The organism is Paenibacillus sp. FSL H8-0048 (assembly GCF_038002825.1).
Taxonomy (GTDB): domain Bacteria; phylum Bacillota; class Bacilli; order Paenibacillales; family Paenibacillaceae; genus Paenibacillus_AQ.
On record NZ_JBBODF010000001.1, the window covers coordinates 7,245,701 to 7,259,007 of the forward strand.

Sequence of the window (13,307 nt, forward strand, 5' to 3'; positions counted from 1 at the left end):
GAGGATCCTGTCATGAGAATAGAGCGATTAAGTCAAGATAAGATACGGATTTTCCTCACTTTTGACGACCTGAGCGAGCGGGGCATCCAGAAGGAAGATATGTGGCAGGAGGTTCCCAAGGTGCACGACCTCTTTACGGAAATGATGGATCAGGCATACAGCGAGCTTGGTTTTGATGCTACGGGTCCGCTTGCCGTGGAAGTGTTCGCATTGCCCGCGCAAGGCATGGTCGTTATTGTGACCCGGGGGAAATATGATCACCATCAGTACGGTGGCGCCGGGGAAGATGAATTGCCTGAAGAGATTTATGAAATGGAAGTTACTCTTGAACAAAGCGACTCCATTGTATATGCGTTCCGCGATTTCGAGGTTCTGGTGGAAGCGGCTCATGTGCTCATCGGCAATATTACTTCTCAAGGACAACTGTATTCTTATAATGATAAATGGTACCTCTACTTCGATCCGAAGGAGTTTGAAGAGGCTGCACTGTCAGGGCTGGTAGGTGTGCTCGCTGAATTCGGAGATTCCTCTCCGGTCACTCAGGCTGTTCTGGCTGAATACGGCAAGACCGTTATGGCGGAGAACGCGATTCAGACGCTGTGCAATCATTTTAAACGCCAGGAATAAAGGATAGCGGGAATGGTGCGGTTCCGGCCATACCGCTTTCAGCAGGAATTAGGTTTGAGCGCAAGGGAGGCTATTCGGTGCTTTTGTTATCGGTCATTTCGTCAGCAGTTGCACCGGGACTTGCGCTGCTGACTTTTTTCTATCTGAAAGACAAGTATGATCAGGAACCGCTCCATATGGTGCTTAAGGTGTTCCTGCTTGGCCTGTTGATCGTGCTGCCGGTGATGATTATCCAGAGGGGGCTTGTGCTGGGGCTGGGCGGTGGTCCTTATGTGGACTCCTTTCTGATCTCGGCCGGGGTGGAAGAGGCCCTGAAGTGGTTTGTGCTGTACCATATGATTTACAATCATACCGAATTTGACGAGCCCTATGATGGAATACTATATGCCGTAGCGATTTCGCTCGGCTTCGCAACAATAGAGAATGTAATGTATGCGTGGTACAGCAATGCTTCATTCGGCACCATGATTCTAAGGGCGCTGCTTCCAGTCTCCGGACATGCCATGTTCGGCGTAATTATGGGCTACCATATGGGCAGAGCCAAGTTCTCCGGCGGGCTTAAGACCCGGAAGATTCTGCTGATTTCATTGCTCCTGCCCTGGCTGTGGCATGGAATCTATGATTTTCTGATCGCCACCACAGCTAACTACTGGATCTGGTTTATCGTGCCCCTGATGGCAGTTTTATGGTATAGAGGCATGGGGAAGGTAGCGCGGGCCAACAGCCGTTCCCCGTTTCGCTTTTTGAAGCGTGAGGAAGAGGTTAACCTATAATCGAGATGGACACACTTAATCCTACAGGGCAGTTCCTTAAGGCAAGGAATTCCAGAAAGGAGAGAGAGGTGTCTTTTTTTGCGAGTGAAAGTTCGGATTGTCTGCAAGCAGTGCGGTGAAACCTACATATTAAGAGGGAACAAGGAGCAGGGGGTTGTCCAGACCGGCTTCAAGCAATGTCTGTGCAGCTGTGTAAGCGGCTTTGAAATTGAGGAACGGGCCTGAAGACCGGATTCTTGAAAAAAGTGCATAAGACTTCTCAGTTATTGTCAAACTAACGGCAATAAGCTAATGAAAGGAGCTATGCGGACCTATGTACAAAAGATTAAGTGCCATAATGTTCCCGCTTACCGCACTCTTGCTGCTTGGAGCGCTCGTCTGGGGGTATCAGGAGAATCAGGAGAAGAATTCGATTCTGATCAAGGCGGAGAATCAGTATCAGCGTGCATTCCATGATCTCTCCTTCCATGTGGAGCGGCTTCATGGTGAGCTGGGCAATACGCTTGCGGTGAACACCACCTCTAACGGAATGCACCGCAAGGGACTGGTCAATGTATGGCGGATTACCAGCGAGGCGCAGAACGAAATTAACCAGCTGCCGCTGACGCTGCTGCCGTTCAGTGAGACGGAGGAGTTCCTATCCAAAATCGCTAACTTCTCCTACAAGGCTGCGGTGCGTGACTTCACCAAGAAGCCGCTGACTGAGGGGGAGATGGCGAATCTGAAGACGCTCTACCAGAATTCGTCTGAAATCTCCAGGGACCTGCAGAAGGTTCAGGACAAGGTCATCGGCAAAAAGCTGCGCTGGATGGATGTAGAGACTGCGCTGGCTACAGAGCAGAAGGCCGAAGACAACACGATTATCGACGGGTTCAAAACTGTGGATAAGCGCGTAGCGGCATACCCGGAGCTGGACTACGGCCCTTCGGTTGCAAGCATCTATGATAAACGGTCGGTGAAAAAGCTGGGCGGCAAGCCGGTTACCGCTGACCAAATCAAGGCCAAGGCGATGAAGTTCGCCGGGCTCGGCGGGAAGGCACAGGTGAAGATTCAGGAGAACGGAAAGGGAACTGAGTGGGCCTCTTATACAGCTACTGTGACTTCCGCAGAGCATAAAGAGCCGGTCTCGATGGACTTCACGGCGGAAGGCGGACTGCTGATCTCTTACAATGATAACCGCGAGGTTGGACCGGCCAAAGTATCTATGATGCAAGCTGTGGAGAAGGCGGGTAAGTTCCTGGATAAGAAGGGATATCATGGAATGACTGCAGTCAGTGCGGACCGGTATGATAATCTGGGCAATTTGACCTTCGTCAGCAGCCAGGACGGGGTGCTCATTTATCCCGAGAAAATGACGGTTCGTGTCGGGCTGGATACGGGGGAAGCGGTAGGATTTCAGGCAAGCGACTATGTGAATGAGCATAAGGAAAAGCGCGTGCTGCCGAAGCCGAAGCTCTCCCTGGCTGAAGCCAGAGCGATGCTTAACCCCGAGTTCAAGGAGCTGTATAACCGGCTGGCCTGGATCGAGAATGAGGATGCGGTGGAGCTGCTGACATATGAATTCGGCGGCAAAATCAACGGCTCCCAGTTCAGAATTTATCTGAACGCCGATGACGGTAATGAGGAAGCGGTGGAACAGATCCGCACCTCCTCGGGGGCACAGGATAAATAGACTGACCTCCCAAGGGGACGGATAAGCCTGGTTATAATAGAGAAGACGCATTTCCGGAAACGGAGGGCGTCTTTTTTTAATATATAGTATGCCCAGAGGCGCGCATTATCTATTTACTCAAGGTGGATAAGGTATGTGTTGAACCCAATGTATGTCAAAAACAGTATACATTATGCTCGCAAGCAGGCATACGGCTTGAATGTATGTGGAAAACAGTATACATTGTACTCGCCAGCAGGCATGCGGCCTGAATGTATGTCAAAAACAGCATACGTTGTGTTCTTGCAAAGGTAACCTTGTTCATCCATTAGGTTAATTTTGTTTAAGCTAAAAATATAGGCTGCACGCCGGTTGCAGCTTTTAGTAGTCATTGCCTAATAATATTTCTGACCTGCCTCAGGAGGGCGTGCTATAATCGGTTTAGCATTTATTACTAACTCAAGCGGCGGTGACAGGTTTGTATCCCAAAATCAATGAATATCTATACCTCCAGGTCGCATCCAGCGATGCGGCAGAGTCTGAGATCCAGTACCGGGCAAGGATTGCTGATATGGAGGATGAGAGCATCCTGATAGAAATCCCCATGCAGGAGAGCAATGGCCGGCTTAAGAAGCTGTTCGTCGGTGACGAGCTGTCGGTCTATTTTCTCACAGAGGGCGGCATCAAGAATTACTTCAATACCCATGTGCTCGGATTCAAGGAAGATGTCATCCGGATGGTCCGGCTGCGCAAGCCTGAGGCAGAATCCATCTTCAAAATTCAGCGCCGCAGCTTCTTCCGCGTCAATGCCGAGCTGGAGCTGGCCGTTAAGGATGCCCTGGGCAGCCGGTTTCTGGTGCGCACCGAGGATATCGGCGGCGGCGGGACGTCATTCTTAAGCGATGCCAAGATTACATTAGGGGTGGCAGACAAGCTGTCCTGCTGGCTGCTCGTCTCCTACCGCAACGGAAGCACAGAGCATGTTAATTTCGAAGGCGAGATTGTGCGGATCAAACCGCTGGAGACCGGGAGAAATCTGGTCATGGTTAAATTCTCGGCCATTTCCGATACGGAGCGGCAAAAAATTATCCGGTACTGCTTTGAACGCCAATTCGATTTCCGCAACCGCTGATTCCCTGTCAGGAATCTTCAAACGGGCCCTAAATCAGCTTTTTTCTCTCTAAAAAACCTCAATGTCATTTTGCACTGGGGTTCAAACTGTGGTATAATTTTATAAGTCGCAGGCAATGCCTGCTTTTTTCTTGAGAATATCAGCAAGTTCCTAGAGAGATATGTCGATAGGCGTATTTCTGCGGAAGAGTGTTTGAGGAGGAATGCCCCGTTGGACAGGCAGGATACACATACTAACGACCGAATTAACGTCGCCATCGACGGACCTGCCGGGGCAGGCAAGAGCACTGTAGCCCGATTGGTAGCACGGGAGCTGTCTTACATCTATGTGGACACGGGTGCCATGTACCGGGCAATCACCTGGTATATGCTTCGTGAAGGCATAGCTGCAGAGAATCATGAGCTGGTGGACCGGAAGGTCCGGAATATGGCGATTGAGCTTCTGCCGGAGAAAGATCTGCAGAAAGTGCTGATTAATGGGGAAGACATGACCCCGCATATCCGCAGTCTTCAGGTCAGCGGCCAGGTGTCGCAGTATTCGAAGATTGAGGGTGTCAGATCCAGACTGAGTCACTTGCAGCGTCAGATGGCGCTCCGCAAGGGAGTCGTAATGGATGGCCGGGATATCGGTACAACCGTACTGCCGGATGCCGAAGTGAAGATTTTCATGACGGCAAGTGTGGAGGAGCGTGCTCTCCGTCGTTACAAGGAACTGAAGGATACGGAAACAGTGACTCTCCAGCAGCTTGAATATGATATTGCAGCGCGGGACCGGCTTGATGAAGGCCGGGAGATTTCACCGCTGCGCCGTGCCGAGGATGCTATTCTTCTCGATACGACGCATATGGATATCCTTCAGGCCGTGGAAGCCATCGTCTCCCACTGCAGAACCTATGTTAACGGGGAGAGAAATCATCTATGATTTATGCATTTTGCGTGGCCTTGCTTCGAATGATTTATGCCATACTGTTCCCGCTTAAGATTGTGGGAAGAGAGAATGTGCCGAAGGAGGGTGGAGTCCTGCTCTGCGCGAATCACATCAGCCTGCTTGATCCTATGACGATCGGCATTAAGCTGAAGCGACAGGTAAGATATATGGCCAAGGCGGAATTATTCAATGTTCCTGTGCTGGGCTGGCTCATCAAGCAATTGGGTGCATTTCCTGTCAAGCGTGGCGGCGTAAGCAAAGAATCCATTAAGACGTCCCTCAATACGCTTCGCAGCGGACATGTGATGGGCATCTTTCCGGAAGGAACGCGGAACTCCGATTCCGGTTCAGCCAAGAAGGGCGCAGCGAGCTTCGCGCTCCGCAGCGGCGCAGCCGTTGTGCCGGCAGCTATTATCGGTTCCTACAAGCCATTCCGCCGGATGACTGTAGTGTATGGGGCACCCATAGACCTCAGCGCATTTGAAGGTGCGGGAAGTGATTCTCTGGAAGCTGTAACCGATGTTATTATGGGACGCATCCATGAAATGATCAGTACCGGTAAGCCCAGTTCGCGGTAAGTCCGGGAGTCAAATCCCCTGCTTCCGTGAATAGCTTATAAATTACAGCATAACCGCTATTTTTTGGAACATACTAAGCAACAAAGTGAAATGGTTTAACGAAGCATTGATTGTTTTGAACTCTGCTCTACGCGGGTTTAAATAAATGGGGTTTTGAATCGAGGAGGGTAATCACATGTCTGAAGAAATTAAGAATCAAGAAGCTGCGGATAACGTTGAGAATAACGAGACCGTAGACAAGGCAGAAGCTGTGGAATCCGCTGTAACCGAATCTGCAGAAGTTGTTGCCAGCAATGAAGAAGAAGTGACAAGCCAGGAAGGTCTGGAAATCATTTCTCTGAAAAAAGGCGATACCGTGAAAGGAACAATCGTCAAAATCGAAGATAACCAAGCTTATGTAAGCATTGGATATAAATACGACGGCGTTATTCCTATTCGCGAATTGTCTTCCGTTCAGCTGGACAATGCCGCAGCAGCGGTAGAAGTTGGCCAGGAAGTGGAATGCAAGGTTGTCAGCATCAACGACAACAAGGAGAGCCTGGTGCTGTCCAAGCGTGCCATCGACAGCGAGAAATCATGGGAAGATCTGGAGAAGTATTTCGCTTCCCAGGAATCCTTCGAAGTTACTGTAGCTGATGTTGTCAAAGGCGGCCTTGTGGCTGACGTTGGCGCACGCGGCTTCATCCCTGCTTCCATGGTTGAGCGTCACTTCGTTGAAGATTTCAGCGACTACAAGGGCCGCACACTGCGTGTCAAGGTGAAAGAACTTGACCGTGAGAACAGCAAGGTAATTCTCTCCGCCAAAGAAGTTCTGGAGGAAGAATTCGAAGCTAACAAGCAGAAGATTATGGCTGAGCTGTCCGAAGGCCAAATCATCGAAGGTACGGTTCAACGTCTGACTCAATTCGGCGCATTCGTCGATGTTGGCGGCGTAGACGGACTGGTTCACGTATCCGAGATCGCTTGGAACCACGTAGAGAAGCCATCCGATGTAGTATCCGAAGGCGACAAGGTTCGTGTTAAAGTACTTAAGGTTGATCCTGAAAAGGGCAAAATCAGCCTCAGCATCAAAGCCGCTGCTCCGGGTCCTTGGGATTCCGCAGCAGGTCAGATCAACATCGGCGATGTGGTTACAGGCGAAGTTAAACGCCTTGTAAACTTCGGCGCATTCGTTGAACTGCTGCCAGGCGTTGAAGGCCTTGTGCATATCTCCCAGATCTCCCACAAGCACATTGGTACTCCGCACGAAGTGCTTAAGGAAGGACAGGAAGTACAAGTGAAAGTGCTTGACTTCAACCCATCCGAGAAGCGCGTCAGCCTGAGCATCAAGGAAACTGAAGAAGCTCCGGCTCCTTCGGCAAGACCAGAACGCAGCAACAGCAGAGACAGAGCCCCTAAAGAAGTGCTGAACAATCCTAACGTATCGCTCAGCAATGAAGGCCTCAGCTTCACACTGGCTGAACGTTTCGGTGACAAGCTGGACAAATTCAAGGGTAACAACTAATCCCTTTGTTATCTCATCATAACGGGTAAAGTAATCGGCGAGCCCTCGATCAGAGGGTTCGCCGATTGTCTTTTCACGGTTAGCCAATTGGAATGTTTTTTGCTATGATGAGTAACGTAAGGAAGACAGGAGGAATGAATATGGCAAGACCCGTAGTGGCCATTGTCGGCAGGCCTAACGTCGGAAAGTCGACGATTTTTAACCGGCTGATTGGCGATAGATTGGCCATCGTAGAAGATAAACCGGGGATTACACGTGACCGGATATATGGAGTCTCCGACTGGAACGGCAAATCCTTCAGTGTCATTGATACTGGCGGGATTGAGATTGACGGAGAAGACGCTATTCTGAAATCCATCCGCGTTCAGGCGGAGCTGGCGATTGAGGAAGCGGATGTGATCGTCTTCATGTGCGAGGCGAAGAGCGGACTCACGAGTTCGGATGAGGAAGTGGCGCAGATTCTGTTCCGTTCCGGCAAGCCGATTGTTCTGGCTATCAATAAAGTCGATAACATGAAGCGCACCGAAGATATTTATGAATTTTACACCCTTGGAATTGGTGATCCAATCGGCATTTCAGGAAGCCACGGAACCGGAATCGGCGATCTGCTGGATGCGGTTGTTGAACGTCTGCCAGATAAGGTAGATGAGGAATATGATGAAGATGTCATCCGTGTGGCCTTAATCGGACGTCCGAATGTGGGTAAATCTTCACTGGTCAATGCGATTCTGGGTGAAGAACGCGTTATTGTCAGTGATGTTGCGGGAACTACACGCGATGCGATTGATACGCCGTTCGAACGGGATGGCCAGCGTTATGTGCTGATCGATACAGCGGGCATGCGCAAACGCGGCAAGGTCTATGAGAACACGGAGAAATACAGTGTCATGAGAGCCATGAAGGCGATTGAGCGTGCTGATGTTGTACTCGTTGTAATCAACGGCGAAGAAGGCATCATCGACCAGGACAAGCACATTGCCGGGTATGCCCATGATGCAGGTAAGGCCTCAGTCTTTGTCGTCAATAAATGGGATGCCATTGAGAAAGACGACAAGACGATGCAGAATTTCGAACGTACCATCCGCGATCACTTCCTCTTCATGAGCTATGCTCCGGTGGTATTCCTGTCTGCGCTTACCAAACAGCGTCTGCAGAAGCTGCTGCCGGTCGTACAGCATGTGGCCCAACAGCACGCCCTGCGGATTACTACCCATCTGGTGAATGATGTGGTGTCGGATGCTGTGGCGATCAATCCTCCGCCTACGGACAAAGGCCGCCGTCTGCGCATTAACTATGTAACTCAGGTTGCTGTAAAGCCGCCGACCATCGTGGTATTCGTCAATGATCCTTCGCTGATGCACTTCTCCTATGAGCGTTACCTGGAGAACAAGATCCGTGCAGCGTTCAATTTCGAAGGTACACCGATCCGCCTGTTTACACGGCGCAAATCCGAGAACGAAGGTTAGGGGAGAAGAGTAGTGGCGTTTGAACTTCTGGTTATCGTTATAAGCTATCTGCTTGGCTCCGTCAGCTTCAGTGTACTGCTCGCCCGGCTGCTTAAGGGGATTGATATCCGCCAATATGGAAGCGGCAATGCGGGAGCGACCAATACGCTGCGTGTGATGGGGAAGGGACCGGCCATACTGGTGCTGTTTCTGGACGTACTGAAGGGAATTGCCGCAGTCTGGCTTGGCACATGGGCCGGGGGATGGGGAAGCTGGGTCGCAGTGGTCTGCGGACTCGCTGCGATCATCGGGCATAACTGGCCGGTCTATTTTCACTTTCGCGGGGGAAAAGGGATTGCAACGACGATTGGTGTGATGGCTACGCTGGTATTCTGGCCTGCGCTGCTTGCCGGTCTGATTGCTATTCTTGCTATTGTACTTACACGGTATGTCTCGCTGGGCTCGCTGATTTTTGTGGCGCTTACTCCAGTCTTCCTGTTGTTCACGGAGCATACAACCCCGGAGCTATGGGGAAGTCTGATCATTGTGGTGTTCGCCTTCTGGCGTCACCGCAGCAATATCGTGAAGATCTCGCAGGGCCGTGAGAACAAAATCGGCTCCAAAGCCAAGGAGGGGAATCGCGTTGTCTGATAAAGTAACCGTGCTGGTCGCGGGCAGTTGGGGAACTGCGCTGGCTACTGTGCTGGCGGCTAACCACTCGGAGGTTTATCTGTGGACGCGAAAGCCTGAGCAGGCTGCCGAGATTAACGAGACACATACGAATCAACATTTCCTGCCGGGAATCAAGCTCCCCGGGAATATTATTGCCACCACGGACATGGAGACTGCCGTCTCCGGTTCGAAGGCGGTAGTCATTGTCGCGCCTTCTTCCGGAATGCGTCAGGTGGCGCATAGTCTTAAGCCATTCTGGAAGGACGATATGCTCTGCATTCACGCGACGAAGGGCTTCGAGACCGAGACCATGAAGCGGATGTCCACAGTGATCTCGGAAGAGCTGGGCTGCGGCGAAGGTGACATTGTTGTGCTCTCCGGGCCGAGCCATGCGGAAGAAGTGGTACGGCTCTGTCCGACCACGGTCGTAGTGGCTTCGCCGGATGAGGGCCGTGCCAAGGCGGCGCAGGGGCTGTTCATTAACAATGACTTCCGTGTGTATACCAACAGGGATCAGCTGGGCGTAGAGCTGGCTGGTGCACTGAAGAATATTATCGCGCTGGGTGCAGGGCTGTCCGACGGGCTGGGCTTCGGGGACAACGCGAAGGCGGCGCTGCTTACCCGCGGCCTGGCCGAGATCTCCAGGGTCGGTGTGGAGATGGGAGCGAATCCCTTAACCTTCTCCGGCCTTGCCGGACTCGGGGACCTGGTCGTAACGGCAACGAGCCAGCACAGCCGGAACTGGCGCGCGGGCTCCATGCTGGGCCAGGGCCGGCCGCTGAATGAGGTGCTGGACTCGATGGGGATGGTTGTAGAAGGCATCCGGACAACGGAGGTGGCTTATGCAATCTCGCTGAAGCTGGGCGTACAGATGCCGATTACCGACCAGATTTATCATGTGCTGTTCAAGGGCAGAACACCGCGTAATGCCGTGGAAGCTCTGATGGGCCGTGACCGCAAGACGGAGATGGAGGCTATTTCCCAGGAGACCTGGGAGCAGTGGCATTCCTGATCACGTTCACCTTTTGCCGGAATATCTCATATGTTGTTAATGGGGATTGACGGAGGAGGGATGAACAGTGAGCAGAGATTTTTCCAAGGATGCTTTGAACGCCATCAACAAGAAGACGGGCAAAAACATTTCGGAAGGTGCCATCAAAAAGCTGGCCGGTACGGTTAAGCCGGGCACCACACAGAATGAAGCCCAGCTCCGCCAGTTAATTAAACAGGTATCCGCTATGGCCAAAGTGCCGGTCAGCGAGGCTACCGTGCAGGAGATCGTCAATGCTGTTAAAAAAGGCGGCGCCGGTTCCGGTACAATGGAGTCTTTAATGAAAATGATGCTGAAAAAATAGCATATCCGTGAAGTAAGGCCATTCCTGCCGGGATGGCTCTTTTTCAGACTGGGCATAACTCCGGAAGGCAAGCTGAATCCGCGGTTGACGCCCTTTTTTTCTATTGGCAGGGGCTAATCTGTAAATTAATACTTAAAAAATGACGGGTTTCACGCTATAATAGTCGCAATCCGGGAAAAGTGAAATGGAGGCGCATGACCTATGGACCCGATGACAAAAATGTGGCTGTCTCTGATTGCGGTACTGATTATGGGCTTATCCGTTTTTTTGATTACTTTTGCACGCAGCAAGACGAAGGGCCTGCTTAGAGCAGTTTTATCGGTCATTGCCTTTGTCATCCTGCTGATCGGGGTTTTGGGCGGGGCCGCTTCAATTATGTAAGCATTTACATTATACTCAGGCAGACGTATTTCTGACAGAATCGTTAGTTGATTTTACAGGAATGGAGCGTGTGTAGATTGATTGCCGGTTCAGGAATTCCTTATGTGCTGGAGACGGCACTGGGCAGCATTGCGGAGGAGCTGGATGGTATCGGGCCGGGTAAGCCGCCGGTGTGGCTGCTGGGGGGAAGCTGCGGTTTGCTGCTGCACGGGGTTCAGCTGAGCGCTGCTCCGCGCGATATTGATCTCTATTGTGATCTGGAGGATACCGCGCAGCTTCATCAGGCACTGCTGAGATACACGGTCTGTGCGCCGGTAGAGGATTATAGCGGAGGCTGTTACTCTCTGCGCGGGCTCTACTTCATCGGGGAGGTGAAGGTTGAGCTGGTGGGCGGATTCAGGATCGGAGGCGGCTCCGGGCAGTATTCAGTGGATATCAGCAAGCTGCAGCCTTATGCTCCGATATATGCGCTTGAAGGGAGCGGACGGCTGGCACTGATGCCGCTCGTCCATGAGCTAATCTTCAATCTGCTGCGCGGCAGGGAAGAACGCTGCCGGGCTATTGCTGAGCTGGTTAAGCGGGATATAAACAGTCATCTGCCGCTTCTGAAACAGCTCGTCGAGGAGAATCATCTGGAAGCCGCCGGCCTGCAGCCCAGGCTGGACAAGCTGCTGGGGATCACTGAATCTATACGTATATAACCTGAATGCAGGGAAGGAGGCTGTAAGATGAATGCGAAATCGCAAATAACGGTCACTTTCCTTCCGGAACAACGCACAGCTTCTGTCAAGCATGGTACATCGCTGCTGGAGGCTGTGCGCAAAGCCGGAATTGTCCTGCCTACCCGCTGCGGGGGCAAGGCGGGGTGCATGATGTGCAAAGTGTCGGTGGAGCATGGGGAGGCCGGGGCACTCAGACCTCCTGCGGAGGCGGAGAAGCGCAAGCTTGGCAGCCTGCTGGATGAAGGCGTCCGCCTTGCCTGTCAGGCCGCTGTATGGGGTGATGTCAGGGTGCATATCCCCGAGGACCCGCTGAAAGCGGCTGTACGCCGCAGGCTGGAAGCGGCGCGCCGTGGCGAAACGGAGGACTTATGGTGAAGGCTACTACAGGCACATACGCAACCATAAACGAACAGAGAGGAGCCCTGCGAATGGACTCTATGCAGCTGGTGAAGCTCCGGCAGAGGCGGAACAGGTCTGCTATTCAGCTGCCTTTGCTTGTCCTGCTGCTCTTGTCTCTAAGCGGCTGCATGTATCCCCGGGAGCAGCAGCAGCCCGGCAGCAGTTACCGCGAGAGTGTGAAGCGGGTGCAGGCTGCGGTCGATGATTATCAGGAGCAGAATGGGCTACTGCCGATCTTGACCAGCGATCAGGCCACGCCCAGATACGAGAAATTCGTGATTGACCTGAATAAGCTGCAGCAGGAAGGATACCTGGATGAGATCCCGGCAGCAGCGTTCGAGAAGGGCGGGAGCGCCCGTTTCCTGGTGCTGGATGAGGAGACGGACCCGCAGGTCAAACTGATGGACCTGGTGACCGTGCAGAAGGTTAACGATATCCAGCGTAAGGTGAACCTCTATAAGTCTGCCTACGGCGGGAAGCTTCCGGCAGGAGAGGAGCTGTATCCGGGCCTTGTGTCCATTGACGCCAAACGGGCAGGGACCGCGACAATCAAGCTAAGCAGCGTATATTCGGGCCAGCCGCTGGAATTCCTGATGGATAGCAGCGGGACGGTCTATGTGGATTACAGCGGGGATATCTCCTCGGCCATAGATAAGAACGGCAGTGAACCTGCGGCAGACCGTGATCTGCGTCTGGAGCTGGACCAGGCTTCTTATTATGTTCCCGTCAAGTCACTCCCTTACCTGTGGGCCCACGGCCGTCCGGTTCCGCAGGCTCCGCAAGAATAACGATGCAGTATTTTTACTTAAAGCAGCAGATCTCCGAGGGCGGGGACTGCTGTTTTTTTGCCAGGAAGGATAGTAGTTCTAGGGTGCAGGCCTCCCTCATAGACTTGATGAGAAGACTTCCGGGTGTCTTGACGCAGTGGCTAGCTGGAACTGGTATACGAAATTTCAGATGCAAAATGCGCGGACGCTTGTCATAAATCCGTTACGGATACATATGATGATACTAGTCCAAATGCATGTCCGAGCATTCGGAGTTTAGCGCGGGGCAACCTTGCTTCGCCTCAGGCAAGTAAGCTAGGCTTCGGGCGGGCAAAGCTTAGTCCGGTGGTTGTCCTGCAAGGGTCAGTTTGCCG

General features: G+C 52.3%; 16 protein-coding genes. All 16 read left to right on the forward strand.

Going from position 1 to position 13,307, the window contains the following annotated elements; translation table 11 throughout:
- Positions 1-12 precede the first annotated feature (12 nt).
- Positions 13-627: a genetic competence negative regulator gene (locus NSU18_RS31365; protein ID WP_036698160.1), complete on the forward strand. Its 615-nt coding sequence runs from the start codon at positions 13-15 to the stop codon at positions 625-627.
- Positions 628-704: 77 nt separating this feature from the next.
- The gene (prsW, locus tag NSU18_RS31370) at positions 705-1,400 is read left to right on the forward strand and encodes a glutamic-type intramembrane protease PrsW (protein ID WP_341018292.1); all 696 of its coding nucleotides are present in this window, start codon (positions 705-707) and stop codon (positions 1,398-1,400) included.
- Between the two features lie 84 nt (positions 1,401-1,484).
- Positions 1,485-1,625 carry a hypothetical protein gene (locus NSU18_RS31375; protein ID WP_341151126.1) on the forward strand — a complete coding sequence of 47 codons (141 nt, stop codon included), beginning with the start codon at positions 1,485-1,487 and terminating at the stop codon, positions 1,623-1,625.
- A gap of 88 nt (positions 1,626-1,713) precedes the next feature.
- The gene (ypeB, locus tag NSU18_RS31380) at positions 1,714-3,072 is read left to right on the forward strand and encodes a germination protein YpeB (protein ID WP_341150918.1); all 1,359 of its coding nucleotides are present in this window, start codon (positions 1,714-1,716) and stop codon (positions 3,070-3,072) included.
- Between the two features lie 457 nt (positions 3,073-3,529).
- Positions 3,530-4,183, forward strand: a complete 654-nt coding sequence (locus NSU18_RS31385; RefSeq protein WP_341018295.1) for a flagellar brake protein — start codon at positions 3,530-3,532, stop codon at positions 4,181-4,183.
- 210 nt (positions 4,184-4,393) lie between these two features.
- Positions 4,394-5,104: a (d)CMP kinase gene (cmk, locus tag NSU18_RS31390; protein WP_341018296.1), complete on the forward strand. Its 711-nt coding sequence runs from the start codon at positions 4,394-4,396 to the stop codon at positions 5,102-5,104.
- Positions 5,101-5,688, forward strand: coding sequence for a lysophospholipid acyltransferase family protein (locus tag NSU18_RS31395; protein WP_036698151.1), 588 nt, complete (start codon positions 5,101-5,103; stop codon positions 5,686-5,688). The genes cmk and NSU18_RS31395 overlap by 4 nt, the downstream gene beginning before the upstream one ends.
- Before the next feature lie 175 nt (positions 5,689-5,863).
- Complete coding sequence (gene rpsA, locus NSU18_RS31400) at positions 5,864-7,192, forward strand: 30S ribosomal protein S1 (protein ID WP_341150919.1); 1,329 nt, start codon at positions 5,864-5,866, stop codon at positions 7,190-7,192.
- Between the two features lie 140 nt (positions 7,193-7,332).
- Positions 7,333-8,658 carry a ribosome biogenesis GTPase Der gene (gene der, locus NSU18_RS31405; protein ID WP_340752867.1) on the forward strand — a complete coding sequence of 442 codons (1,326 nt, stop codon included), beginning with the start codon at positions 7,333-7,335 and terminating at the stop codon, positions 8,656-8,658.
- Between the two features lie 12 nt (positions 8,659-8,670).
- On the forward strand, positions 8,671-9,288 hold the full coding sequence (plsY, locus tag NSU18_RS31410; protein ID WP_341018301.1) for a glycerol-3-phosphate 1-O-acyltransferase PlsY: 618 nt from the start codon (positions 8,671-8,673) through the stop codon (positions 9,286-9,288).
- Positions 9,281-10,321: an NAD(P)H-dependent glycerol-3-phosphate dehydrogenase gene (locus NSU18_RS31415; protein ID WP_341018303.1), complete on the forward strand. Its 1,041-nt coding sequence runs from the start codon at positions 9,281-9,283 to the stop codon at positions 10,319-10,321. The genes plsY and NSU18_RS31415 overlap by 8 nt, the downstream gene beginning before the upstream one ends.
- Positions 10,322-10,388: 67 nt before the next feature.
- The gene (locus NSU18_RS31420; RefSeq protein ID WP_036698146.1) at positions 10,389-10,664 is read left to right on the forward strand and encodes a stage VI sporulation protein F; all 276 of its coding nucleotides are present in this window, start codon (positions 10,389-10,391) and stop codon (positions 10,662-10,664) included.
- A 201-nt stretch (positions 10,665-10,865) separates the two neighbouring features.
- Complete coding sequence (locus NSU18_RS31425; protein WP_036698144.1) at positions 10,866-11,045, forward strand: DUF2768 family protein; 180 nt, start codon at positions 10,866-10,868, stop codon at positions 11,043-11,045.
- Between the two features lie 77 nt (positions 11,046-11,122).
- Complete coding sequence (locus NSU18_RS31430; RefSeq protein ID WP_341018305.1) at positions 11,123-11,746, forward strand: hypothetical protein; 624 nt, start codon at positions 11,123-11,125, stop codon at positions 11,744-11,746.
- A gap of 27 nt (positions 11,747-11,773) precedes the next feature.
- On the forward strand, positions 11,774-12,142 hold the full coding sequence (locus NSU18_RS31435) for a 2Fe-2S iron-sulfur cluster-binding protein (protein ID WP_341018308.1): 369 nt from the start codon (positions 11,774-11,776) through the stop codon (positions 12,140-12,142).
- Between the two features lie 53 nt (positions 12,143-12,195).
- On the forward strand, positions 12,196-12,954 hold the full coding sequence (locus NSU18_RS31440; RefSeq protein ID WP_341150920.1) for a DUF3939 domain-containing protein: 759 nt from the start codon (positions 12,196-12,198) through the stop codon (positions 12,952-12,954).
- Positions 12,955-13,307 lie beyond the last annotated feature (353 nt).